The sequence below is a fragment of the Pigmentiphaga humi genome, from assembly GCF_900606115.1.
Taxonomy (GTDB): domain Bacteria; phylum Pseudomonadota; class Gammaproteobacteria; order Burkholderiales; family Burkholderiaceae_B; genus Pigmentiphaga; species Pigmentiphaga humi.
Genome location: NZ_UWPJ01000026.1, coordinates 60,601 through 84,659, shown reverse-complemented (window position 1 = coordinate 84,659; position 24,059 = coordinate 60,601). Strand labels below are relative to the sequence as shown.

The following is a 24,059-nucleotide window of genomic DNA, read 5'->3' as shown; positions in this document are numbered from 1 at the left end:
AGCCCTCTACGTGCTTTGCGCGCCCCCTGGAGTGCGCGCATCAGCGAGTACGGGAGGGGCCGCCTCATCATGGACCGGCACGTAGCCGGGCATGGAGAACGAGACGTCGCCCGGCTTCCACCCGTTCAGGCGCGTCACGGCGCCCCAGAAGCGGCGCAGGGTGTACCACTGCATGGCGACCAGGCCGCGTTCGTTGTCGGCGTCCACTTCCGGGTCGCTGACGCCGGTGGGGCGCAGGGGTTCATCGTGGTACAGGGCGGTGCCGAAGAGCTGGTCCCACCACGGCAGTACCTGGCCGAAGTTGCAGTTGTGGCGCAGCGGGCGCTCGGGGTCGCGCAGCATGTGATGGTTGCGGTGGAAACGCGGCCCCACCATCAGGCGTTCGCCGATCTTGCCCAGTTTGCCCAGGCGCAGCGCCACGTTGGCGTGCGAGAAGTTCTGTACCAGTTCGCTCAACAGCCCCAGCAGCGCGAACTCGGAGGGTTCCACGCCCATCGCCAGCCCTACCGAAGCCAGGATGAAGGATTGCAGCATCCCGTCCAGATAATGGCTGCGGTCGTTCGACCAGCAGCTCATCTGGCGTTGGCTGTGGTGCATGCTGTGCATGGCCCACCACCAGGGCAGCACGTGCTGCGCGCGGTGCATCCAGTAGTACACGCAGTCATAGATCACGTAGTAGACCGCGAACAGAATATAGGGATGGTCGCCGAACCAAGGGATCCAGGCCTTCAGCCCGCTCGGTTCGTCGGTTGCCGCGCCGCCGCCCAGCATGTGGGCAAACGGCATCAGCACCAGGAAGCTGAACAGCGGGAACAGCCCCAGCAGCATGAGCAGCGTGTAGCTTCTATCCACCGTGGTATGGCGGCGGTCCTCCCAGCGTTCGGCCGGCAGCAGGCTTTCCAGCGGGCGCATCACGCCGCCGATCAGGAACAGCTGTATCGCCGCAATCAGCACCGCTTCGGCTATTTCCCGCGGATCGCCCAGGCGGGCGGCGAGGTCCAGCCCTTGTATGGCCGGGACCACGAGATGGACGGTGAGCCAATCGACGGCGCCAGCCCACTGCTGGCCGAGAAAATCGAACGGAGGGAATGCCATGCCAATGTTGCTAAAGTTTCGTGCGGACGCGCCGGACGGAGGTAGTGATTGCGGCGCAAGGCGGCGCCGCGCCGGGTCGGCCGATTGTGTGGGGGGCGGCTGGGCCTGTCAAGGATCGTGGCAAGGGGGCGCTGGAAACGGCTCCGCCCCGGCATCGCGCCTGAGAGGCGATGCCGGGGCGGAAGAGGCGCCGCGGGGGCGGCGTGGGCGTTAGCGGCCGCCCTTGACGCGCAGGTCGTTCTTCACGCTCTGCACGCCTTCCACGCCGCGGGCGATTTCCACGGCACGGTTGATCTGGGCCGAAGAGTCGACGAAACCGGACAGTTGCACGGTGCGGCGGAAAGTTTCGACGTTGACGTCGGCGGCGCTGACGTCCTTGGCGGATACCAGGGCGGCCTTGACCTTGGTGGTAATGGCCGCGTCGCTGACATACTCGTCCGCCGACTGGTGCGTGCGGGTCGAAGTGCAGCCACCCATCACGGTGGCGGTGCCGATAATGCCGGCGATGAGCAGGGTGCGAACGCTCATGATTTTCTCCTTGCTGGTTGTGTTTCTGATGGCTTATCTGCGAAAAAATCCGCTCAAGAGCGACAGGATCGCAAGCACGATGAAAATGAAGAACAGTATCTTCGCGATCGACGCTGCGCCGGCGGCAATGCCTCCGAAACCGAGGACTGCCGCGATAATCGCAATGACGAAAAATACGACTGCATAATGCAGCATGTTTTTCTCCCCTCTTGATGGCCGGGGTGGTGATCCGGACGCCGCTGCGCCGGACACGCCCTGCCTTGGTTCACAAGCTACGCGCCGGCCCCTGGGCTGACAAGGCGTCAGTGTGTTTATTTGTAATGATTTTCCGCGCGACGCCCGGCGTGTATTTATTGGAATGAATCCGCCTTTTTTACAAGGACGGAAAAGCGCGCACGGCTCGACCGTAAGCAATCGGCCCGGCGCCGGCGCCCAATACCTTACGGACAGGTAAAAAAGAAAAGCGCCCGTGAAAGGGCGCTTGGACCGGGCAGACGGGCTGGTTACGACTTCACATATTTTCCGGCTCGTCCATGGCGTTCCTGTACCACTCGTGGAAGTGCTGCATGCCGTCTTCCATGGGGGATTGGTACGGGCCCGCCTCGTCGGCGCCGCGGTCCATCAAGGCCTTCCGGCCGGCGTCCATGCGCTCGGCGATTTCGTCGTCCTCGATGGCGGTTTCCATATAGGCGGCCTGCTGAGCTTCGACGAATTCCCGTTCGAAATGGACGATTTCCTCGGGATAATAGAATTCGACGATATTGACGGTTTCCTGCGGGCTCTTCGGGTATAGCGTCGACAATACCAGCGTGTGCGGATACAGCTCGATCATGTGGGTCGGAAAATGCGTGACCCAGATCGCGCCGAATTCCGGCGCGCTACCGCCGCGATAGGCCAGCAGGGCGTCGTGCCAGCGCTGGTAGACATGCGAGCCCGGATGCGCCAGCGCATTGTGCACGCCGACGCGCTGCAGGCTGAAATGCTCGGCGAACTCCCAGCTCAGGTCGTCGCAGGTGACGAAGCGGCCCAGACCCGGGTGGAACGGGCCGACGTGGTAATCCTCGAGATAGACCTCGATGAACGTCTTCCAGTTGTAGTTGCACTGGTGGACCTCGACGCGGTCGAGCACGTAGTCGCTGAAATCGAATTCGGGCCGGCCGTCCAGCGCCGCCAGTTCCCGGGCGATCTGGCGCGCGCCGGCGCGCGGCGCCTCGAACAGCGAGCCGTTCCATTCCTGCAGCGCGAAGCGCTGCAGATCCAGGCCAGGGGTTTCGCTGAACAGCGGCGCGCCGATCAGCTTTCCTCCGGCGTCGTAGGTCCAGCGGTGCAGCGGGCAGACGATGTTGCCGGGGCGGCCGAGGTTGCCGCTGCAATGGGCGGCCTGTTTTTCCCGCGCAGGCTGGTGCCTGCCCAGCATGAGCGCCTGGCGGTGACGGCATACGTTGGACAACAGTTCGACGCCGCGCTGGTTGCGCACCAGCACGCGGCCGTCGTTTTCCTGGGTGAGTGTCCGGTAGTCCCCGATCTCGGGGACGGTTTTCTGGTGGCCCACGTAAATGGGCGCATGGCCGAAGACGGCCTGCATTTCGCGCTCGAAGCGCGAGGTATCGAAATAGGCACTGACGGGGAGCTGCGCTCGGCTCGCCGTCACATGTGCCACGCGACCGATGTCGGTCATGACTTCCCTCCGCGAGAGTTGTGAAGCCAGCATGCCACTGCGAAACCGCCCCTTACGCGACCTGGAGCGGCCTGTGAACTTCGCAGCTTGTAGCGCTGGCGCGAAGAAAATGATCTGCCCGATCAAACCGCCGATTGTACCCCGGACTGCCTGATTCGTCCCCCGCGCTCCATGCCGCGCGGGGGCGGGGTCGGCTGCGCGATCCCGTACAATTCGGGATCGCAGTGAATGTTGCAGGAGACTAGCTTGGCCCAAGATGTGAAGCATGTTCCCGAGGCCCTGCCCCAGGACTTCGAGACCGCCCTGGGCGAGCTCGAGTCCCTGGTCGCCCGGATGGAAGACGGTTCGCTGCAGCTCGAGTCGTCGCTGGCCGCCTATCGCCGCGGCGTGGAATTGGTGCGCGTATGCCAGGAAAGGCTGGCGCGCGCCGAGCAGCAGGTCCGCGTGCTCGAAGGCGAATTGCTGCGTCCGTTCGAAGCGTCCGGGGATTGACCTAGATGCCCGGTAGCCGCGAGGACTTCCAGGCCTGGACGGCGGCATGCGGACAGCGTGTCGAGCAGGCGCTGGAACGGGCGCTTCCCGCCGGAGGCCGCCTGCCCGCCACGCTGCACCGCGCCATGCGCTATGCGGTATTGGGCGGCGGCAAGCGCGTGCGGCCGCTGCTGGTCTATGCGGCGGGAGAAGCCTGCACCGGAGCCGCTGCGAGCGCCGGCGCGGCGCTGGATGCGGCGGCTTGCGCGGTCGAGCTGGTCCACGCGTATTCGCTGGTCCACGATGACATGCCGTGCATGGACGACGACGTGCTGCGGCGCGGCCGGCCGACGGTGCACGTCGAGTTCGGCCAGGCCACGGCGCTGCTGGCCGGCGACGCGCTGCAGACGCTGGCCTTCGAAGTGCTGGCGGGCATGCCCATTGCTCCCGGTCTGACCGTGCAGGCCGTGCAGGCGCTGGCGGCCGCATCCGGCAGCCAGGGCATGGCGGGCGGCCAGGCGATCGACCTGGACAGCGTCGGCAAGAGCCTGGACCGCGAAGCGCTCGAGACCATGCATCGCCTCAAGACCGGTGCGCTGCTGCGCGCCAGCACCACCCTGGGCGGCATCGTGGTCGGCGCCAGTTCCGCCCATCGCACGGCGCTGGACGGCTATGCGCAGGCGATGGGCCTGGCCTTCCAGGTGGTGGACGACATCCTCGACGTCACCGCCGATTCGGCGCGGCTCGGCAAGACCGCGGGCAAGGACGCGGCCGCCGACAAGCCGACCTATGTATCCATCCTGGGCCTGGATGCGGCCCGGGGCCTGGCGGAGCGCCTGCGCCTGGCGGCGCACGAGGCGATCGCGCCGCTGGGAATGGGCGCCGCCCGCCTGGCCGCGCTGGCCGATTTCATTGTGCTGCGCGACCGCTGAACGGAGTTCCCGCAAGATGCCAACCGATTTGCTCGATCGTATCGAAACCCCGGCCGACCTCAGGAAGCTGGACCGCGCTCAACTGGCCGTCCTGGCCGATCAACTGCGCGCGTTCGTGCTGGAGTCGGTATCGCGCACCGGGGGCCACCTTTCGTCCAACCTGGGCACGGTGGAATTGACGATCGCGCTGCACTACGTGTTCGATACTCCGGGCGACCGCATCGTCTGGGACGTCGGCCACCAGACCTATCCGCACAAGATCCTGACCGGCCGGCGCGCCGACATGGGCACGCTGCGCCAGCAGGGAGGCATTTCCGGCTTTCCCCGGCGCAGCGAATCCGAATACGACGCCTTCGGCACCGCGCACTCGTCGACCTCGATCTCGGCGGCGCTCGGCATGGCTGTGGCGGCCCGCATCGAAGGCGTGCCGCGCAAGCACATCGCCGTCATCGGCGACGGCGCGATGACGGCCGGCATGGCCTTCGAGGCCTTGAACAACGGCGGGGTGCTGCCCGACGTGGACCTGCTGGTGATCCTGAACGACAACGACATGTCGATCTCGCCGCCGGTCGGGGCCTTGAACCGCTATCTGGCGCGGCTGATGTCGGGCAAGTTCTACGCCGCCGCGCGCAACGTCGGCAAGGCCGTGCTCTCGCACGTGCCGCCGGTATACGAACTGGCGCGCCGCTTCGAGGAGCACGCCAAGGGCATGGTCACCCCGGCGACGATGTTCGAGGAGCTGGGCTTCACCTACGTGGGTCCGATCGACGGCCATGACCTGGATTCGCTGATTCCCACCTTGCAGAACCTGCGCAAGCAGACGGGCCCGCGGTTCCTGCACGTGGTCACCCGCAAAGGCCAGGGCTACAAGCTGGCGGAGGCCGATCCCGTCCTGTACCACGGCCCCGGCAAGTTCGACCCGGCCGTGGGCATCAGCCAGCCCGCCACGCCGCCCAAGCAGACCTTCACCCAGGTGTTCGGCAACTGGCTGTGCGACATGGCCGCGGCCGACGGGCGCCTGGTGGGCATCACGCCCGCCATGCGCGAGGGCAGCGGCCTGGTGGAGTTCGAACAGCGCTTTCCGGCGCGCTATTTCGACGTGGGAATCGCCGAACAGCACGCGGTAACCTTCGCCGCCGGCCTGGCTTGCGAAGGGCTCAAGCCCGTGGTGGCCATTTACTCCACTTTCCTGCAGCGCGGCTACGACCAGTTGATCCACGACGTGGCGCTGCAGAACCTGGACGTGACCTTCGCGCTGGACCGCGCCGGGCTGGTCGGCGCGGACGGGGCCACGCATGCCGGCAACTACGACATCGCCTTCGTGCGCTGCGTGCCGAACATGGTCGTGGCCACGCCCTCCGACGAGGCCGAATGCCGCTTGCTGCTGTCCACCTGTTATGCCCACCCCGGACCTGCCACCGTTCGCTACCCGCGCGGCGCCGGCCGCGGTGCGGCGGCGGGCCGCGGCCTGGAGACCGTCGCGCTGGGCAAGGGCGTGGTGCGGCGCGAGAGCGGCCGCGCCGGCGAAGCCCGGCAAAGCGTGGCCATCCTGGCGTTCGGCACGCTCGCCGTGCCGGCCCTGCGGGCCGCCGAGGCGCTGGATGCGACGCTGGTCGACATGCGCTTCGTCAAACCCATCGACCGCGAATTGATCCTCGACCTGGCCAGCCGCCACGCGGCGCTGGTAACGGTCGAAGAAGGCTGCGTGATGGGCGGCGCAGGCAGCGCCGTCTGCGAAGTGCTCAACGAGGCGGGCGTGACGCTGCCTGTCCTGCAACTGGGCCTGCCCGATCGTTTCGTCGATCACGGCGACCAGGCCGGCCTGCTCGGCGCGCTGGGCCTGGATGCTGCCGGCCTGCAGGCCTCGGTGCGTCAGCGTTTTCCCGAGTGGGTGGGCGAGGCAACTGCGGGTTAGTCGGTACTTTCGTTTTTACGGCGCAGGTGCACACAATGTGTCATCTGCCGAAGCGAATTCCACCCACGTTTCCATGGCCTCTCCGATGGCTCCGGCAAGCTCCGCAAGGGGCCGGATCCAACCGGAGTCGGCCTCTCGCCGGCCCCTCGCGGGGGTGGGGCGGCAAGGCAGGTTCTGCGGTGCCCAGGACAGGGCGCGAAAGTTTCATGCCTTGGAAGCGGGCGTAGCGAAAGGGGCGGCTGGGATGCGCTGTGTGTCATTGCTGGGCGCTCCAGCGGCGTGACGTAAAAGCGGTAGATGCAACAGGGCGTCGTGGGGAGTATGCATCATGCCCGCACCTTTGAGATCTCCCAATCCTTCAGCGTCCTTGACGACGCTGCGTGAAATCCTCGGCTACAACATCCGGGCCTTTCGGGTTGCGCGAAAAATGTCCCAGGAGCAGCTCGGCTTCGCCGCTCACCTCGACCGCACCTTCGTCAGCCAGGTCGAACGCGCCCGCGTCAATATCTCGGTAGACAACATAGAAAAACTCGCGAAGGCGCTGGAACTCGAGCCTGCCCAACTGTTTACGCGCCCCGAGCTCGGGCCCTCGCAGTGAATAAAAAAACTTTGCAGACGAGCGCGCTGGATTCAACCCGGGAGACATGAGGCCGGCCCTATGCGCTGTTCCCAAAACTCATGCATAGGGCTTTTATAAATCGTTTGTCGGTGCCGAAACCGCCACCCAATAATACGTCGTCATCCATTTCCTCGATACGCAAGGCTAAGGATAGAACGATGAAGAAAACAATGGTGCGGCTTTTGGCGGCGACGGCATTTCTCGTCAGTACCGTTACCCACGCTGCCTGGCCCGAACGGCCGATCACGCTGGTCGTGCCATGGCCGCCGGGAGGGGGCGTGGACGCTTCGGCGCGTATCGTCGCGCCTTTGTTGTCCCAGCAACTGGGCCAGCAAGTCATCGTGCTGAACAAACCCGGCGCTACCGGCAGTCTGGGGGCGGAAAGCGTAGCCAAGGGAACGCCCGACGGATACACCCTGCTTTGGACGGCGCTCAGTACCCACGTCATTCATTCGGTGCTGTACGGCAAGGTCGTCCCGTACGACCTGGAAAAAGACTTCATTCCATTATCGGTGTTCGGTGATATTCCCTACATGATCGTGGTCAATCCCAAGGTGCCGGCCCACAGCGTCGCGGAACTGATCTCGCTGGCGAAAGCCCAGCCTGGAAAGCTGACTTTCGGCTCTAGCGGCAACGGTTCCGTCCACCATCTGGCGAGCGAAAGGCTCAAGAAAAGCGCCAATATCGAGCTGCTGCACATTCCGTACAAAGGAATCGGCCCGTTGCTGGTCGATCTGGTGGCAGGCCAGATCGACATGAGCATCGAGAGTACTGCCGCCTCGCTGCAGTACATCAAGTCGCAAAAGCTCAGGGCGCTGGCGGTAGCCTGGCCCGAGCGCATTCCGTCCCTGCCCGACGTGCCGACCGCGGCCGAAGTCGGGCTGGGGGATTTCCGCGTGAGCTCCACGCTGTTCGTGGCCGCACCGGCCAGCACGCCGGCTCCGGTGGTCAAGCGGCTCGACGGGGCGATCAAGAACGTGTTTTCGGACAAGGGGCTGCAGTCCAAGCTGCTGGGGCTGTCCATCATTGCGGGCTATGTTTCGCCGGAAGACTCAGCCCGCATGGTGCATGAAGAAATGACAACCGTGCGGACGATCGTCCGCGACGCGAACATCCAGGTGGATTAGGAGATCGAGCATGACTCGGAAGGCGGAAATCTCGGGTGGCGGAATCGGCGGCCTGGCCGTCGCCACCATGCTGGCGAACGATGGATGGCGGGTGCGCGTCCACGAACAAGGGCCGGAAATCCGAGAGATTGGTGCGGGAATCTACGTCAAGAACAATAGCCTGGAGGTACTCGGGCACCTGGGGGTCATCGACCGCATCCGCGATCGCGGCACCGTGCTGGAAAAGGCGCAGATACGCTTTGCCGATGGGCGCATCCGGCAGGAGCGCCGTCTCGCGGGCGCCGCGCAAGTGCATACCTATGCCCGCCAGACCCTGATCGAGGGGCTGCGCGACGCGGCCATGGATGCGGGCGTGGAGGTCAACACCAACTCCCGCGTCGTCGGCGTGGACGCCGATGCCTTGGTGACGCAGGATGGTGGCCGCCACCCCGCCGACCTGATCGTCGCGGCCGACGGCGTGCATTCCACTATTCGGCAGTCGCTGGGCATCGGCGGGGGATTCACCGAGTTGCCGACGCGCATTGACCGGTTCTTGGTGAGGTCCCGGCGCTTCACGCCCGAACTGCAGACCGTGGAGCATTGGTCCGGCCATCGGCGCATCGGGGTGACGCCCGCCGGGCCCGAGCACACGTATGTGTACATGGTTGCGCCATCCCGCGAGACGGCGGCTACCCGTCTGCCTCTCGACGTCGGCGACTGGGCGGCGCACTTCCCTTTGTTGCGTAGCCTGTTCGAACACATCGGAGACCTGCCCGCCACCCAGTATTCCTACGGAGCCGTCGATTGTCCGCGCTGGTCGGCCGGCCGGGTCGCCATATTGGGCGACGCGGCCCACGGCCTGCCGCCGACCCTGGGGCAGGGGGCCGGACTGACGCTCATGAATGCCATGGCGCTGACTGTCATGCTGCGCGAGGCCGAGGATATTCCCCGAGTCTTGTCCGCCTGGGAGCAGCGCGTGCGCTTCATCAGCGATCGCACGCAGCGCTGGTCACGGTACTACGACGCCTTTACACGTCAATGGCCGCAGTCCCTGCATTTCGTCCACCCGCTCGTGGTCTGGGGCTTCGGCAAGCTGGGCTTTCTGAACAACCGCATGCGCATCGCCGACCGGGGCTTGCGCACGGCCGGCATTCGTCTGGACGAGCGGCCTTCCGGCTGCTAGATGCGCGGCTGGGACTCAATCCCTGAAGTTCTCGAAGCCCAGCGGCAGGTCGGTCACGTCTTTCTTCAGCAGCGCGATGGCGCTTTGCAGGTCATCGCGCTTGGCGCCCTGCACGCGTACGGTGTCGCCCTGGATGCTGGCCTGGACTTTCATCTTGCTGTTCTTGATCAGCGCGACGATCTTCTTGGCCGCGTCCTGCTGGACGCCGTTGCGCACGGTCAATACCTGCTTGGCCTTGTCGCCGCCGATTTTCTCGACCTTGCCGTGGTCGAGGAAACGCACGTCCACGCTGCGCTTGGTCATCTTGCCGAGCAGGACGTCGCGTACCTGGTCCAGTTGGAAATCGCTGTCCGCGTAGGCAGTCAGTTCTTTCTCGCTCTGTTCCACGCGCGCATCCGAGCCTTTGAAGTCGAAACGGGTGCCGATCTCTTTATTGGTCTGGTCCACGGCGTTGCGCAGTTCGACCAGGTTGGGTTTGCAGACGACGTCGAAAGTGGGCATGGGGAGTCTCGCTGTCATGGGGCCGGAACGGCCGGTCATAGGGGAATAGATGGAATTGTAGTCAAGTAAGATGGCGGGACGCGGGCGGCCGGCCGCCGCCTGTTCTTCCCCCTGGTGATGCGCGTGTTTTCAGATTCCGAACCGCAGGCCGGCCTCGACCCCAGGCCCTGCGACCTTAGCCGTTTCAATACCTTCGCCTTGGCCAGCACGGCGCCGGCGTGCGTGCAGATAATGCACGCCGGGCAGGTGCCGCAGCTGGCCGAGCTGGCCCCGCGCTACGGTGGCCTGCTGGTGCTGGGCGGCGGCAGCAACCTGGTCTTGCCGGAACGGGTGCGCGGCCTGGTGGCGCGTATGGCGCTGCGCGGGATACGGCTGCAGAGCGAGGATGCCGATGCGCGTGTCGTCGAGGCCCAGGCGGGAGAGTCCTGGCACGGGTTGGTCGCCTATTGCGTGGAGCGGGGCTGGGGCGGGCTGGAAAACCTGGCGCTGATCCCCGGCACCGTGGGCGCCGCGCCGGTCCAGAACATCGGCGCCTATGGCGTGGAACTGCGCGACCGGTTCGCGGGCCTGACCGCGTACGACCTGGAACAAAGACGCTGGATGGAATTCGACGGCGCGCAGTGCGCTTTTGCGTACCGGGACAGCGTGTTCAAGCAGGCGCCGGGCCGCTGGGTGATTACGAGCGTGCGGCTGCGCTTGCCCAAGGCCTGGCGGCCGGTGCTGGACTACCCGGACCTGCGGCGCCATCCGCGGCTGGCGGGCGAGCCGGGCGCGCGCGAGGTCTACGAGGCGGTCTGCGGGATCCGGCGCGAGAAACTGCCGGATCCCGCGGTCTTGGGCAATGCAGGCAGTTTTTTCAAGAATCCGCTGGTGTCGGCGCAGGTCTATCGGAACCTGGCCGAGCGGTTTCCCGGCCTGGTGGGCTACGCGCAGGAGGATGGCGGCTACAAGCTGGCGGCGGGCTGGCTGATCGACCAATGCGGATGGAAGGGGCGCCGGATGGGGCCGGTCGGCGTGCACGAGCGCCAGGCGCTGGTGCTGGTCAACTACGGCGGGGCGACGGCGGCCGAGGTCATGGCGCTGGCAGACGCCGTGCGTCATGACGTGCGGCAGCGCTATGGCGTGGCGCTGGAAGCCGAGCCGGTGGTCGTGCCGGGAGCGCCCGCAGAGGATTGAAGAGCGGGGGCCTGGATGGCGGCGGCCGGTGCCTGGTGCCAGCGGCGCCTGCTGCCGGATCCGCCGGGAGGCGGACGGCGCCTCCTCAGGCGGCTTTTTCCAGGCGGGCGTGGCGGCGCACGAAGCGCAGCAGCAGTTCCCGGGCGGCGGGAGTGGCGCAGACGCCGGCTTGCAGCGCCTCGACGTCGAAGCCTTCGCGGCCGAGCTGGGGCTGGAAGTGCGCCAGGTAGGTGCCCATGATGCGTGGGCAGAACTCGGGATGGTACTGGCTGGAGTAGATCGCGCCGTGATAATGCACGATCTGGTGCGGATCGTGGGCCGAACGCGCCAGCACGGTCGCGCCGGCGGGCAGCGCCACCACGCTTTGCTGGTGGATCAGGTGGGCGGGGAAGCGGCTGGGCAGTCCGGCCAGCAGCGGGATGCCGCCGGCAGCTTCGAGCAGTTCCACGGTGTTCGTGCCGACCTCGCGTCCTTGCGGATGGTAGTCCACCGCGCCGCCCAGGGCGTGCGCCAGCAACTGGTGGCCATAGCAGATGCCGAACATGGGCAGGCCCAGGCCGGCGGCCTCGCGTATCCAGCCGGCGGTGGTTTCGCTCCAGGCCTCGCGGTCGGTGACCATGGCGGGCGAGCCGGTGATGATCGCGGCGCGATATCCGGCGGGCCCGCGCAGGCGTTCGCCGGCATGGACCGCGACGACTTCCACTTCATCGGCGGCCAGGCCGGCCGCCTCGCGGATCATGTGGCTGAAGTTGCCGTGCCGGCTGGCGACGGGGGCCGGCGGGACGCCGGTCTGGATGATGGCGAGAGGCAGCGGGGTGAGAGCGTCCATGGCGATGCGGCGGGGGAAGGGCGGAAAACGCAATCGGCGGCCCATGGGGCCGCCGATCGTGGTCACGGCGCGCCCGTTGCCGGGCGCGTGATGCCCAACCGGGCGGCCGGGCTCAGCCGCCGCGCTGGCGGCGGGCGTTCTCGGCGATGCGCATGCGCAGCGCGTTGAGCTTGATGAAGCCGCCGGCATCAGCTTGGTCGTAGGCGCCGCCGTCGTCGTCGAAGGTCGCGATGGTCTGGTCGAACAGGGTGTTCTTGGAATCGCGCGCGACGGTGTAGACGTTGCCCTTGTACAGCTTGACGCGCACCCAGCCGTTGACCGCCTGCTGGGTATGGTCGATCAGGACCTGCAGCGCCCGGCGCTCGGGGCTCCACCAGTAGCCGTTGTAGATCAGGCTGGCGTAGCGCGGCATCAGGTCGTCCTTGAGGTGGGCGACTTCGCGGTCCAGCGTGATCGATTCGATGGCGCGGTGGGCGCGCAGCATGATCGTGCCCCCCGGGGTTTCGTAGCAGCCGCGTGATTTCATGCCGACGTAGCGGTTCTCGACCAGGTCGAGGCGGCCGATGCCGTGCTTGCCGCCGAGGGCGTTCAGCTCGGTCAGCACTTCGGCCGGGCTCATGCGCTTGCCGTTCAAGGCGACGATGTCGCCCTGTTCGTATTCGATGTCCAGGTATTCGGGGGCATCGGGGGCCGCTTCGGGCGCGACGGTCCAGCGCCACATGGATTCTTCGGCCTCGGACTTGGGGTCTTCGAGGTGGCGGCCTTCGTAGCTGATGTGCAGCAGGTTGGCGTCCATGGAGTAGGGCGCGCCGCCTTGCTTGTGCTTCATCTCGATCGGGATGCCGGCCGCTTCGGCATAGGCCAGCAGTTTTTCGCGCGAGAGCAGGTCCCATTCGCGCCACGGGGCGATGACCTTGATGCCGGGTTCGAGCGCGTAGTAGCCGAGTTCGAAGCGGACCTGGTCGTTGCCTTTGCCGGTGGCGCCGTGCGAGACGGCTTCTGCGCCGGCCTGGCGGGCGATTTCGATCTGGCGCTTGGCGATCAGCGGGCGGGCGATGGAGGTGCCCAGCAGGTATTCGCCTTCGTAGATGGTGTTGGCGCGGAACATCGGGAAGACGAAGTCGCGCACGAATTCTTCGCGCAGGTCGTCGATGAAGATGTTTTCCGGCTTGATGCCGAACTTGAGGGCTTTGGCGCGCGCGGGGTCGAGTTCTTCACCCTGGCCGATGTCGGCGGTGAAGGTGACGATTTCGCACTGATAGGTGTCCTGCAGCCATTTCAGGATCACGGATGTGTCGAGGCCGCCCGAGTAGGCAAGTACGACCTTCTTTACTTCGCTCATTGAGGTTCCCAGGACATGGACGGCCCCGCGGGTGGGCGTTCGCGGTGCGGCTTGCGGGCCGGTGGAGGTCACCGGGCAGGGTGTGGCGCGGCGGCTGGGTGCCGCGGCGCTTGGGTGCCCAGGATCGTGCTTCGTCCCCCGGCCTGAAAAGGACGATCTATTATTGTAGCAATGTTACGCCCAAAGGGCGTAAGCGGGCAGGGGGCTACTGTTTCCCCACCAGCAGGAATTCCATCAGCGCCTTCTGCACGTGCATGCGGTTCTCGGCTTCGTCCCAGACCACGCTTTGCGGGCCGTCGATGACTTCGGCGGTGACTTCTTCGCCGCGGTGGGCGGGCAGGCAGTGCATGAAGACGGCGCTGGGGTCGGCGATGGCCATCATGTCGCTGTCGACGCACCAGTCGGCGAAGGCGGCGCGGCGTTCTTCGTTTTCGGCCTCGAAGCCCATGCTGGTCCAGACGTCGGTGGTGACCAGGTGGGCGCCGCGGCAGGCGTCCATGGGGTCGGCGAACTGTTCGAGGCGTTCGGCGCTGAAGATGCCGGCGCGTTCGGGCTCGAGTTCGTAGCCGGGCGGGGTGGAGACGTGCAGGTTGAAGTCGAGCAGTTCGGCGGCCTGCAGCCAGGTGTTGCACATGTTGTTGGAATCGCCCACCCAGGCCACGGTCTTGCCCTGGATCGAGCCGCAGTGCTCGATGTAGGTGAAGATGTCGGCCAGGATCTGGCACGGGTGGAACTCGTTGGTCAGGCCGTTGATGACCGGCACGCGCGAGTTGGCGGCGAAGCATTCGAGCTTGGTCTGCTCGTAGGTGCGGATCATGATCAGGTCGACCATGCGCGAGATGACCCTGGCCGAATCTTCGATGGGCTCGGAGCGGCCCAGTTGGGAGTCGCCGGTGGTGAGGTGGATGACCGAGCCGCCCAGCTGGTACATGCCGGCTTCGAACGAGACGCGGGTGCGGGTGCTGGCCTTTTCGAAGACCATGGCCAGGGTGCGGTCGCTCAGGGTGAAGTGCGGTTCGTAGTTCTTGAATTTGCGCTTGATGATCGCGGCCCGCGCGAAGACGTACTCGATTTCGTCGCGGGTGAAATCGTTGAATTGCAGGAAGTGGCGCAGGGGCGGAAGCGTTTTCGAGTTGGGCTGGGGTGCGTTCATGCGCGCCTCTGACAGGTGTGGCCGATCCGACGGGCGGTGCCGCGGCACCGGCTGGGTGTATTGCCTGCCCTCCGTTTCTGGCCGCAAGGCCGGCGGCGCCAGCCGGAAGATGGCTGGGGCTGCGTGCTTGCAGCGCGATCGGCGCGTTTTCGCGGAAAGAACCAATGATACCCGAGGCCTGTGACAGCAAGCCACCTGGGCGCAGGCATTGCCGGAACGGGGCGTAGGGTGGAGCGAAGGCGGGGCGGTGGGCTACAATGGCGAGCTGTCCTTCCGGGGTATCGCCCGTTCCGGCTGCGCTTGCCACCCTGGCGCGCCGGTATTTCAATCGTCATCCCGAACGATTGAAGAAATGGTCGATGCGAGGCCTTGCGCTTCGCGCCGGGCTCCCATGTTTCACCGGGTTCACGAGACCCCTTCACCGCGGATTTGCTTCCGCTCATCGACGATGGCTGAAAGCGTCAAGCAGTTCATTATCCAGGGCATCACCTCCAGCGGCAGCAAGTTCCGTCCCAGCGATTGGGCCGAGCGGCTGGCTGGCGTGATGTCTCCGTTCCGGCCCAAGGGCAGCGTGGCCAGTCCCTATACCTATTCGCCTTACGTCGTGCCCACTTTCGTGGACGGCGTGAAATCGGTGATGGTCGACGAGCGCCTGCGCGCGCTCGAGCCGCTGGCCTGGCAGTTCGTGCATGACTTCGCGCGCGACAACGACTTGCGCACGATCGAGGCTTGTCTCATACCCGAGAAACCGGTCAAGCCCGACGGAACCTGAGCCGCCCACTGCGGCTTTTTTTACGTTCTCGTTTTCGGGTCTTGCCGTTGTGAGAGGAAACGTGCAGACGCACAAAACCAGCCGGCCAGGAGGTGCCTGTCGGGCTGGTTCGTGGAGCGTAGTGCCGGCGCTGCGGAGATCCGCTGGGCGCGAGCAGGAACGCGCGGTTCAGGCCTGCTGCCAGGCCCGGATGATCCTCAGGCCAGAGCCTTGACGGCGGAGGCCAGGCGGCTCTTGTGGCGGGCAGCCTTGTTCTTGTGGATGATCTTCTTGTCGGCGACGCGGTCGATGACGCTGGTGGCCTTTTGCAGCACATCCGTGGCGGCGCTCTTGTCGCCAGCGGCGATCGCCTGGCGAACGCGCTTGATCGAGGTGCGCAGCATCGAGCGCAGGCTGGAGTTGTGCTTGTTGCGGACCACTGCTTGGCGGGCGCGCTTACGTGCTTGGGCGGTATTGGCCATGAAAATTCCGTTTCAGTAGGGCGAAGACACGTCTTGCTGATACGCGGGGCAGGAGCTTCGCAAAGCCAGAGACTATAGCCGCAAATGGCTATAAAATCAATGCCATGTGGTGGCGTCCCTGCAAAAACCACATAGGGGCCCGCGCACGGCTGTTTTGCGCCGCCCGCGCCGGGCAGACGAACATACTCGCGCGGGGCGCCGCGCGCAAGAAGGGCATTCATGAATCTGCTGCGCGCCGCGGCCACTGTCAGTAGTTTTACCCTGTTGTCCCGCGTGACCGGCCTGGTGCGCGACGTGCTGATCGCACGGGCGTTCGGCGCGGGCAGCCTGACCGACGCTTTCTGGGTCGCGTTCCGCATTCCCAATCTGCTGCGGCGCCTGTTCGCCGAAGGGGCGTTCGCCCAGGCTTTCGTGCCCATCCTGGGCGAGGCCAAGAACCGGCACGCGCCGGAAACCACGCGCGAGCTGCTCGACCACGTCGCCTCGGTGCTCACTTTCGTGCTGATGGCGGTGACGGCGCTGGGAGTGCTGGGCGCGCCGTGGGTCGTCAGCGCCATCGGCAGCGGGTTGCGCGAGGCGGAGCGGGCGGCCGATTTCCAGTCGGCGGTCTGGATGACCCGGGTGATGTTCCCGTACATCCTGTGCATGTCGCTGGTGGCGTTCGCCTCGGGCGTGCTCAATACCTGGCGCAATTTCGCGGTGCCGGCGTTTACGCCGGTATTGCTCAACCTGTCCATGATCGGCGCCAGCCTGTGGCTGGCTCCGCATCTGGAGGTGCCGGTCCACGCCCTGGCGGTGGGCGTGATGGCGGGCGGCGTGGCGCAACTGGCGGTGCAGTTCGCCGCGCTGGCGCGGATCGGGCTGTGCCCGCGCATCGGACTGCGGCTGCGGCAGGCTTGGGCCGATCCGTTCGTGCGGCGCATCCTGCGGCAGATGCTGCCGGCCATCGTCGGCGTATCGGTGGCCCAGATTTCTTTGCTGATCAATACCAATATCGCCACGTGGCTGGCTCCGGGCAGCGTGAGCTGGCTGTCATTCGCGGACCGGCTCATGGAGTTTCCCACGGCGCTGCTGGGCATCGCGCTCAGTACCGTGTTGCTGCCCAGCCTGTCGCAGGCGCATGCGGCCGGGCGTGCGGATGAATACAGCGCCTTGCTCGATTGGGGGCTGCGGCTGACGCTGCTGCTGGGATTGCCGGCATGCGCCGGGCTCGCGCTGTTGTCGGAAGGGCTGGTCAGCACGCTGTTCCACTATGGCGCCTTCAGCGCCGCCGACGTGGCGCAGACCAGGATGGCGGTAATTGCCTATTCGGTCGGGCTGCTCGGCCTGCTTGCGGTGAAAATCCTCGCGCCGGGCTTCTATGCCCGCCAGGACATCCGCACGCCGGTCAAGATCGCGCTGGCGGTGCTGGTGGTCACGCAGTGCATGAACCTGGTGTTCGTGCCCTGGCTCCAGCATGCGGGGCTGGCGTTGTCCATCGGGCTGGGGGCCTGCGTCAATACGCTGGCGCTGCTGGTGGGGTTGCGCCGGCGCGGGGTCTACGTGCCGGCGCCGGGCTGGCCGGTGTTCCTGTTGCGGCTGGCCGGCGCGCTGGCGGCGATGGGGGCAACCCTGTGGGCCTGCCAGCTGCGCATCGACTGGCTGGCGCTCCAGACGCACGCCTGGCTGCGCGTGGGCCTGCTGCTGGCGGTGATAGCCGGCGCGGCGGCCGCGTATTTCGGGGTGCTGTTGGCGCTGGGCTTCCGGGCGAAGGATTATATGAGACCCCCCCCTACGCGCTGACGCGTGCCCCGAATGGTGGGCCCCCAGCCGCTGCGCGGCAGCCCCCCGAGGGGGCCTGGGCCCGCCTTGGGGCGGCCCGGCGCCGGGCCCAGTGGGCGAAACCGGCGGACTGGAAGGGGAAGCCCACCCCTACGCCCTTTGGGCGCCCCTCAAGGGGCGGCACTACCCGGACCGGCGGAGCCGGATCCGCCGTGCCCTGGATCTCACCCCAACCTGCTTCGTGGGTGACGACTATGCCGCCAGGGGAATGCTGGACGGGCTAGAGCAGCGGCACCAGCAGCAGTGCGACGATGTTGACGATCTTGATCAGCGGGTTGATGGCCGGGCCGGCGGTATCTTTGTAGGGGTCGCCGACGGTGTCGCCGGTTACTGCGGCTTTATGGGATTCCGAGCCCTTGCCGCCGTGGTTGCCTTCCTCGATGTACTTTTTGGCGTTGTCCCAGGCGCCGCCGCCCGTGCACATCGAGATCGCCACGAACAGGCCGGTCACGATGGCGCCCATCAGCATGCCGCCCACGGCCATGCGCGCCGATTCCCCGCCCATCAGCGCGCCGATGATCAGCGCGAGCAGGATGGGCACGATGACCGGCAGGGCCGAGGGGAGCATCATTTCCTTGATGGCCGCGCGGGTCAGCATGTCGACGGCCTTGCCGTATTCGGGCTTGGCGGTGCCTTCCATGATGCCGGGTATTTCGTGGAACTGGCGCCGGACCTCGACCACCACCGAGCCGGCCGCGCGGCCCACGGCTTCCATGGCCATGGCGGCGAACAGGAAGGGGATGAGTCCGCCGATGAACAGGCCGATGATCACGGCCGGCTCGGCCAGCGAGAAATTCACGTTCTTGCCGAGGTGCTCCAGCGCATGGGTGAAGTCGGCGAACAGCACCAGTGCCGCCAGGCCTGCCGAGCCGATGGCGTAGCCCTTGGTGACCGCCTTGGTGGTGTTGCCCACGGCATCCAGCGGGTCGGTGATGTTGCGCACCGATTCCGGCATTTGCGCCATTTCGGCGATGCCGCCGGCGTTGTCGGTGATGGGGCCATAGGCGTCCAGCGCGACGATGATGCCGGCCATGGACAGCATGGCGGTCGCGGCGATGGCGATGCCGTAGAGGCCCGCCAGGGTATAGGCGGCGTAGATCGCCAGGCACACCAGGATGACCGGCGCGGCGGTGGATTTCATCGACACCGCCAGGCCGGCGATGATGTTGGTGCCGTGGCCGGTGGTGGACGCCTGCGCCACGTAGCGGACCGGCTTGTATTCGGTCCCGGTGTAGTACTCGGTGATCCACACCAGCAGCCCGGTCAGCACCAGCCCGACCACGCTGCTGCCGTAGAGCCGGCCGACGCTGCCGCTGTCGCCCAGCGGCGTGTCGCCGAAGACCCAGGCCGTAAGCGGATAAAAGGCCACCAGCGCCAGTATCCCGGCGACGATCAGGCCGCGGTAGAGGGCGCTCATGATGCGCTTGCCGGGGCTGGCCTTGACGGCCATGCAGCCGAGGATGGAGGCGATGATGGAAAAGCCGCCCAGCACCAGCGGGTAGAGCACGGCTTGCAGCGGCGCCACCTCGATGATCAGCGAGCCCAGCAGCATGGTGGCGACCAGGGTGACGGCATAGGTTTCGAACAGGTCGGCCGCCATGCCGGCGCAGTCGCCGACGTTGTCGCCCACGTTGTCGGCGATCACCGCGGGGTTGCGCGGGTCGTCCTCGGGAATGCCGGCCTCGACCTTGCCCACCAAGTCGGCGCCGACGTCCGCGCCCTTGGTAAAGATGCCGCCGCCCAGGCGCGCGAAGATGGAGATCAGCGACGAGCCGAAGGCCAGCCCGATCAACGGCTGCAGCCGGTCGTGCAGGCTGCCGTCGCCTACGGCGCCAAGCCCGGTGGTCAGCAGAAACCACAGCAGCACGGTGATGCCGGTCAGCCCCAGCCCCACCACCAGCATGCCGGTGATGGCGCCGCCGCGGAAGGCCACGGTGAGCGCCTGGTTCAGCCCTTGCGTGGCGGCCTGCGCGGTGCGCACGTTGGCCCGCACCGATACGTTCATGCCGATGAAGCCCGCGGCGCCGGAGAGCACCGCGCCGATCGCGAAACCGACTGCGCAGGGCCAGCCCAGGCCGGGCACCAGGCCGATCACGACGAACAGCACGACGCCGACGACGGCGATGGTCGAGTACTGTCTGGCGAGATAGGCTTGTGCGCCCTGCTGGATGGCCGAGGCGATCTCGGCCATGCGGGCGTTGCCGCTTTCCTGTTTCAGGATCCAGCGGGTGGAAACAGCGCCGAAAGCCACGGCCAGAAGGCCGCATACGAGCGCGAATAGCAGACCGGTTGCCATGCATCTCCTCCTTTTTTGACTACGCGCCTGAGCGTTGACCCGCCCGGATGGGCGGAATTGCGCAAGGCGGTCCCCTTTCAGGAGCCGCGAGGCTCCCATGACTGGTGGCGGGAAAGGCCGGCTTGCGGGCCGGCCTTTCTCACTGCGAAACCGTGTTCATCAACTGCGGGGCAAACAAAAAACGATCGAGCGCAGGCGAGGCTTGGCGTCCGTCTGCGTGGGCGGCGCCTGGCGCCGCCCGGTGCGGCTACTTCACCGCATCGAAAAGCCGGGTCTTGATGTCGTCGACGGAGCCGACGCCGGAAATCTTGCGGTAGCGCGGCGCCTTGGCGTCGCCGGCGGCGGCCCACTGCGAGTAGTAGTCCACCAGCGGGCGGGTCTGCTGGCGATAGACCTCCAGGCGCTTGCGCACCGTCTCTTCCTTGTCGTCGTCGCGCTGGACGAGCGGCTCGCCGGTGGCGTCGTCGACGCCGGCGTTCTTGGGCGGGTTGAAACGCAGGTGGTAGGTGCGCCCGCTGGCTAGGTGCACGCGCCGGCCGCTCATGCGTTCGATGATTTCTTCCTCGGGCACGTCGACCTCGACCACGTAGTCGATGGGCACGCCGGCCGAGCGCATGGCTTCGGCCTGGGGAATGGTGCGCGGAAAGCCGTCGAACAGGTAGCCGTTGGTGCAGTCGGGTTCTTTCAGGCGGTCCTGGACCAGGCCGATGATGATGTCGTCGGACACCAGGCCACCGGCGTCCATGACTTTCTTGGCTTCGACGCCGAGCGGGGTGCCGGCCTTGACCGCCGCGCGCAGCATGTCGCCGGTGGAGATCTGGGGTATGCCGTAGCGTTCCTTGAGGAACGCGGCCTGAGTGCCTTTGCCGGCGCCGGGCGCTCCGAGCAAGATTAGACGCATTGATGCTTCCTGATTGGATGGAGTTGGTATTCTTGGGCTGCGGCCTTGCAGGTACATGCGCCACGGGCTGCCGGCCTCGGCCGGCACGGGCAGCATGGGCTGCCGGCATGGCGATGACGACCGATGCCAGGCGGCGCGCGGTCGATGCTGCGGTGTCGATCCCCCCTTGGCCGCGTGTCAGGCGTGACTGTCGGAAACTTACCTCAAGCGCGCCAGCGCGGTCAAATCGGTCTTTTATCAGCCTTTTCCAGCGATCAGCCGGCGTACGAAATCCAGGTCGGCCTGGGTATCCACCCCCGGGGCCGGGGCCTGCGGCGTGACGTGCACCTGGATGGCGTAGCCATGCTCCAGCGCGCGCAGTTGCTCCAGCGATTCCCAGCGCTCGAGGCGGCCCTGGGGCAAGGTGGGAAAGCGGCGCAGGAAACCCACGCGGTAGGCATAGATGCCGATGTGGCGCAGCGCCGGCAGGCCTTCGGCGCAGACTTTCTCGCCGCTGGCCAGGGCGTCGCGGGCCCACGGGATGGGGGCGCGCGAGAAGTACAGCGCGTGGCCGTCGGCGCCGCAGACGACCTTGACGAAATTGGGATTGAACAGCTCGTCGGCGGTATCGATGGGGTGGGCGGCGGTGGCGATGGCGGCCGAGGTGTGGCGCGCCAGCGTATGGGCCACGTGCGCGACCAGTTCCGGATCGATCAGCGGTTCGTCGCCCTGGATGTTGACGACGATGCGCGAGTCGTCCAGTTCGAGCGCATCGCAGGCCTCGGCCAGGCGGTCGGTGCCGGTGGGATGGTCGGGCCGCGTCAGCAGGCTGTCGAAGCCGTGGGCGCGGACCGCCTCGTGGATGCGCGCGTCGTCGGTGGCGACCACCACGCGGGCGGCGCCGCTGGCGCGCGCCTGTCCCGCGACCCGCACCACCATGGGCAGGCCGCCGATGTCGGCCAGCATCTTGCCGGGCAGCCGTGTAGAGGCGGCGCGGGCGGGAATGAGCGCGGTGAATTCCATATCAGCTATGAGCGGCGCCGGGGCTCGTATCGCCTTGCCAGGGCTGGGCCTCGGATTCGAGCATGACGGGGATGCCGTCGCGAACGGGGAAGCTGAGCCGGTCGGCCCGGCAGGTCAGGAGCCGGGCGCTGCGGTCGTGCTGCAGCGGGCCCTTGCAAAGGGGGCAGACCAGGATGTCAAGCAGGCGTGTGTCCATGGAGTCGGGATTCCAGCCAGTCGAAGAAGGTGGGGTCGGACAGATGCGCCGAGACGCTGACGGCCCATACGCGGGGGTCGTCCAGAGTGCCACATTTTACGGCGTCCTTGTCGGTGACGAGGATGAGATCGGCGGCGATGTCCGGGAAGGGAAGGCGGGCGTAGTCGTAGTGGTCGGGCAGCGCCACCAGTTCATCGGGGGGCAGGCCGGCGCGTCGCAGCGTGGCGGCGAAGCGGGCCGGGTTGCCGATGCCGGCGACGGCGACGATGCGGCCGGTGCGCGGCAGCTCGGCCAACGGCCGGCGCGCGCCGTCGGCCAGGCGCCAGGCGTCCTGCACCTCCAGCTGCATGTCGACGGCGCGTACGCCGGCGGGCGCGGCCCGGTCCGGCGCGGCCTCGGCGCCGCTGCGGTTGGTGACGATGGCATCGACGCTGCGCAGCCGCGCGGCCGGTTCGCGCAAGGGGCCGGCCGGCAGCAGCCGGCCGTTGCCCACGCCGCGCTCGTCCTGCATCACGATCTCGACGTCGCGGCCGAGCGCCAGGTGCTGCAGGCCGTCGTCGGCAAGAATGACGTCGATCTCGGGGTGGCGCGCCAGCAGCGCGCGGGCGGCCAGCAGCCGGCGCGGATGGATGGCGACCGGCACGTGCGCCTGGCGGGCGATCAGCGCGGGTTCGTCGCCGAACTCGGCCGGGTCGAGCGTACCGCTGCCCACCCGCGCCTGGGGTCCGGCATCCACGCCGTAGCCGCGGCTGATCACGCCCGGGCGGTGTCCGCGCGCGCGCAGGGCGTGCGCCGCGGCGACGATGAACGGCGTTTTGCCGGTGCCGCCCACATAGAGGTTCCCGACCACGACGACGGGTACGGGCACCCGTCCGGCACGGCGCCAGCCGGCGCGGTAGGCCAGGCGCTTGGCCGCGATGACGGCGCCCGCCAGCCACGCCAGGGGCAGCAGCAGCCGTGGCAGCCAGCCGCCGTGCTGCCATTGGCGCTCCAGCGTGGCGCGCAGGGTCATCGCGCCGCTTCCCCGGGCCGGGCGCGGGTGCTGAAGCCGATGCGCGAGATGCCGGCCTGTCCCGCCGCCTCCATGGCGCGCACGACGGACTGGTGCGGGGCGGCGGCGTCCGCATCGATCAGCAGGCTGGGGTCTTGCTGCCCCGAGGCGGCCCGGCGCAGCGCCTCGGCCAGCTCGGGCACGCCGGCCGGCGGCTGGGCGCGGCCGTTGACCGCGTAGCGGCCGTCGGCCGCCACCGTTACGGTCAGGCGCTGCGCTTCGGCCTGCGCCACGGGCGCGCCGGCTTGCGGAAGCTGTACCGACAACTGGCTGAAGCGCGTGAACGAGGTGCTGGCGGCCAGGAAGATGACGATGACCAGCAGGACGTCGATCAGCGGGATCAGGTTGATGTCGGGCTCGTCGGCGGCCAGGTTGCGGCGAAAATTCATGGGTGCGCCGTTATTCTGCCTGCAGCTCGTCCACCAGCCTGACGGCGGCGTGTTCGAGATCGTGCAGGCTGTCGTTGATGCGGGCGCGGAAATACCGGTAGAAGATCATGGCCGGTATGGCAATGAAGATCCCCAGGCCGGTGTTGTACAGGGCGATCGATATGCCGTGCGCGAGCTGGGCCGGATCGCTGCCGGCCGGCGCATACGCGCCGAAAATCTCTATCATGCCGATGACGGTGCCGAACAGGCCCATCAGCGGCGCGATGGCGGCAATGGTGCCGATGGCGCCTACGTAGCGGCCCAGGCCGTGGGCCACGCTGGCGCCCGCCTGCTCGAGCGCGTCCTTGAGCGCGGCGTGCGAGCGGTGCCGGTTGCGCAGGCCGGCGGCCAGGACGCGGCCCAGCGGCGAGTGGGCCTCGAGCTTGTCCACGACTTCCGGCGTGATGCGCCGTTTCTGCACCAGGGCGAGCACGTCCTCCAGCAGGCGGGGCGGGGCGATACGCCGGGGACGCAGGGCGAGCAGGCGTTCGACGATGAGCGTCAGCGCGACGAACGAGGTGGCGATCAATAGCCAGATAGGCCAGCCGGCCTCGCGGACGATGGCGAACAAGAAACTCTCCTTTTCGATGAAGGCGAGAATGT

At 67.1% G+C, this 24,059-nt stretch carries 25 protein-coding genes; 9 read left to right on the top strand and 16 right to left on the bottom strand.

Going from position 1 to position 24,059, the window contains the following annotated elements:
• Window positions 1-6: 6 nt before the first annotated feature.
• The 4 genes from PIGHUM_RS17155 to PIGHUM_RS17140 form a co-directional block, all read right to left on the bottom strand.
• Window positions 7-1,095, bottom strand: coding sequence for a sterol desaturase family protein (locus PIGHUM_RS17155; protein ID WP_124080804.1), 1,089 nt, complete (start codon window positions 1,093-1,095; stop codon window positions 7-9).
• A gap of 210 nt (window positions 1,096-1,305) precedes the next feature.
• Window positions 1,306-1,623 (bottom strand): BON domain-containing protein, encoded by a 318-nt coding sequence (locus PIGHUM_RS17150; RefSeq protein WP_124080802.1) that lies wholly within the window; start codon window positions 1,621-1,623, stop codon window positions 1,306-1,308.
• Window positions 1,624-1,656: 33 nt separating this feature from the next.
• A complete protein-coding gene (locus PIGHUM_RS17145; RefSeq protein WP_124080800.1) occupies window positions 1,657-1,818 on the bottom strand; it encodes a DUF1328 domain-containing protein in 162 nt (53 codons plus the stop codon).
• A 316-nt stretch (window positions 1,819-2,134) separates the two neighbouring features.
• A complete protein-coding gene (locus tag PIGHUM_RS17140; RefSeq protein WP_124080798.1) occupies window positions 2,135-3,301 on the bottom strand; it encodes an aromatic ring-hydroxylating oxygenase subunit alpha in 1,167 nt (388 codons plus the stop codon).
• 228 nt (window positions 3,302-3,529) lie between these two features.
• Here PIGHUM_RS17140 and PIGHUM_RS17135 point away from each other — a divergent pair, with 228 nt between their 5' ends.
• The 6 genes from PIGHUM_RS17135 to PIGHUM_RS17110 all read left to right on the top strand — a co-directional run bounded on the left by PIGHUM_RS17135 (window position 3,530) and on the right by PIGHUM_RS17110 (window position 9,527).
• Window positions 3,530-3,793 (top strand): exodeoxyribonuclease VII small subunit, encoded by a 264-nt coding sequence (locus PIGHUM_RS17135; protein ID WP_124080795.1) that lies wholly within the window; start codon window positions 3,530-3,532, stop codon window positions 3,791-3,793.
• 5 nt (window positions 3,794-3,798) lie between these two features.
• Window positions 3,799-4,704: a polyprenyl synthetase family protein gene (locus tag PIGHUM_RS17130; RefSeq protein ID WP_124080793.1), complete on the top strand. Its 906-nt coding sequence runs from the start codon at window positions 3,799-3,801 to the stop codon at window positions 4,702-4,704.
• Between the two features lie 16 nt (window positions 4,705-4,720).
• Complete coding sequence (gene dxs, locus PIGHUM_RS17125) at window positions 4,721-6,619, top strand: 1-deoxy-D-xylulose-5-phosphate synthase (RefSeq protein ID WP_124080792.1); 1,899 nt, start codon at window positions 4,721-4,723, stop codon at window positions 6,617-6,619.
• A 367-nt stretch (window positions 6,620-6,986) separates the two neighbouring features.
• A complete protein-coding gene (locus PIGHUM_RS17120; protein ID WP_246013274.1) occupies window positions 6,987-7,217 on the top strand; it encodes a helix-turn-helix domain-containing protein in 231 nt (76 codons plus the stop codon).
• Between the two features lie 179 nt (window positions 7,218-7,396).
• A complete protein-coding gene (locus tag PIGHUM_RS17115) occupies window positions 7,397-8,365 on the top strand; it encodes a Bug family tripartite tricarboxylate transporter substrate binding protein (RefSeq protein ID WP_160142327.1) in 969 nt (322 codons plus the stop codon).
• Window positions 8,366-8,375: 10 nt separating this feature from the next.
• Window positions 8,376-9,527: an FAD-dependent oxidoreductase gene (locus PIGHUM_RS17110; RefSeq protein WP_124080789.1), complete on the top strand. Its 1,152-nt coding sequence runs from the start codon at window positions 8,376-8,378 to the stop codon at window positions 9,525-9,527.
• A 15-nt stretch (window positions 9,528-9,542) separates the two neighbouring features.
• Here PIGHUM_RS17110 and PIGHUM_RS17105 read toward each other — a convergent pair whose 3' ends face one another.
• The gene (locus PIGHUM_RS17105; protein ID WP_124080788.1) at window positions 9,543-10,028 is read right to left on the bottom strand and encodes a YajQ family cyclic di-GMP-binding protein; all 486 of its coding nucleotides are present in this window, start codon (window positions 10,026-10,028) and stop codon (window positions 9,543-9,545) included.
• Between the two features lie 117 nt (window positions 10,029-10,145).
• Between PIGHUM_RS17105 and murB the strand changes: the two genes are divergently transcribed.
• Complete coding sequence (murB, locus tag PIGHUM_RS17100; protein WP_124080787.1) at window positions 10,146-11,204, top strand: UDP-N-acetylmuramate dehydrogenase; 1,059 nt, start codon at window positions 10,146-10,148, stop codon at window positions 11,202-11,204.
• Between the two features lie 85 nt (window positions 11,205-11,289).
• Here murB and PIGHUM_RS17095 read toward each other — a convergent pair whose 3' ends face one another.
• The 3 genes from PIGHUM_RS17095 to argF all read right to left on the bottom strand — a co-directional run bounded on the left by PIGHUM_RS17095 (window position 11,290) and on the right by argF (window position 14,528).
• Entirely contained in the window at window positions 11,290-12,033 is a 744-nt protein-coding gene (locus PIGHUM_RS17095; protein WP_124080786.1) for a glutamine amidotransferase, read from the bottom strand.
• 112 nt (window positions 12,034-12,145) lie between these two features.
• The gene (locus tag PIGHUM_RS17090; protein ID WP_124080785.1) at window positions 12,146-13,375 is read right to left on the bottom strand and encodes an argininosuccinate synthase; all 1,230 of its coding nucleotides are present in this window, start codon (window positions 13,373-13,375) and stop codon (window positions 12,146-12,148) included.
• A gap of 205 nt (window positions 13,376-13,580) precedes the next feature.
• Window positions 13,581-14,528 (bottom strand): ornithine carbamoyltransferase, encoded by a 948-nt coding sequence (gene argF, locus PIGHUM_RS17085; RefSeq protein WP_124080784.1) that lies wholly within the window; start codon window positions 14,526-14,528, stop codon window positions 13,581-13,583.
• A gap of 448 nt (window positions 14,529-14,976) precedes the next feature.
• Here argF and PIGHUM_RS17080 point away from each other — a divergent pair, with 448 nt between their 5' ends.
• Window positions 14,977-15,300, top strand: coding sequence for a DUF3579 domain-containing protein (locus PIGHUM_RS17080; RefSeq protein ID WP_124080783.1), 324 nt, complete (start codon window positions 14,977-14,979; stop codon window positions 15,298-15,300).
• A gap of 197 nt (window positions 15,301-15,497) precedes the next feature.
• Here the strand turns inward: PIGHUM_RS17080 and rpsT are convergent, their stop codons facing one another.
• A complete protein-coding gene (rpsT, locus tag PIGHUM_RS17075; protein WP_124080782.1) occupies window positions 15,498-15,761 on the bottom strand; it encodes a 30S ribosomal protein S20 in 264 nt (87 codons plus the stop codon).
• 219 nt (window positions 15,762-15,980) lie between these two features.
• Here rpsT and murJ point away from each other — a divergent pair, with 219 nt between their 5' ends.
• Window positions 15,981-17,543 (top strand): murein biosynthesis integral membrane protein MurJ, encoded by a 1,563-nt coding sequence (murJ, locus tag PIGHUM_RS17070; RefSeq protein ID WP_124080781.1) that lies wholly within the window; start codon window positions 15,981-15,983, stop codon window positions 17,541-17,543.
• 259 nt (window positions 17,544-17,802) lie between these two features.
• Here the strand turns inward: murJ and PIGHUM_RS17065 are convergent, their stop codons facing one another.
• The 7 genes from PIGHUM_RS17065 to PIGHUM_RS17035 form a co-directional block, all read right to left on the bottom strand.
• On the bottom strand, window positions 17,803-19,878 hold the full coding sequence (locus PIGHUM_RS17065; RefSeq protein ID WP_124080780.1) for a sodium-translocating pyrophosphatase: 2,076 nt from the start codon (window positions 19,876-19,878) through the stop codon (window positions 17,803-17,805).
• Window positions 19,879-20,125: 247 nt separating this feature from the next.
• Entirely contained in the window at window positions 20,126-20,779 is a 654-nt protein-coding gene (gene adk / locus PIGHUM_RS17060) for an adenylate kinase (RefSeq protein ID WP_124080779.1), read from the bottom strand.
• Between the two features lie 237 nt (window positions 20,780-21,016).
• On the bottom strand, window positions 21,017-21,781 hold the full coding sequence (gene kdsB / locus PIGHUM_RS17055; RefSeq protein ID WP_124080778.1) for a 3-deoxy-manno-octulosonate cytidylyltransferase: 765 nt from the start codon (window positions 21,779-21,781) through the stop codon (window positions 21,017-21,019).
• Between the two features lies 1 nt (window position 21,782).
• A complete protein-coding gene (locus PIGHUM_RS17050) occupies window positions 21,783-21,977 on the bottom strand; it encodes a Trm112 family protein (protein ID WP_124080777.1) in 195 nt (64 codons plus the stop codon).
• Window positions 21,958-22,989, bottom strand: a complete 1,032-nt coding sequence (lpxK, locus tag PIGHUM_RS17045; protein WP_124080776.1) for a tetraacyldisaccharide 4'-kinase — start codon at window positions 22,987-22,989, stop codon at window positions 21,958-21,960. The genes PIGHUM_RS17050 and lpxK overlap by 20 nt, the downstream gene beginning before the upstream one ends.
• The gene (locus PIGHUM_RS17040) at window positions 22,986-23,417 is read right to left on the bottom strand and encodes an ExbD/TolR family protein (protein WP_124080775.1); all 432 of its coding nucleotides are present in this window, start codon (window positions 23,415-23,417) and stop codon (window positions 22,986-22,988) included. The genes lpxK and PIGHUM_RS17040 overlap by 4 nt, the downstream gene beginning before the upstream one ends.
• Before the next feature lie 10 nt (window positions 23,418-23,427).
• Complete coding sequence (locus PIGHUM_RS17035; RefSeq protein ID WP_124080774.1) at window positions 23,428-24,027, bottom strand: MotA/TolQ/ExbB proton channel family protein; 600 nt, start codon at window positions 24,025-24,027, stop codon at window positions 23,428-23,430.
• Window positions 24,028-24,059 lie beyond the last annotated feature (32 nt).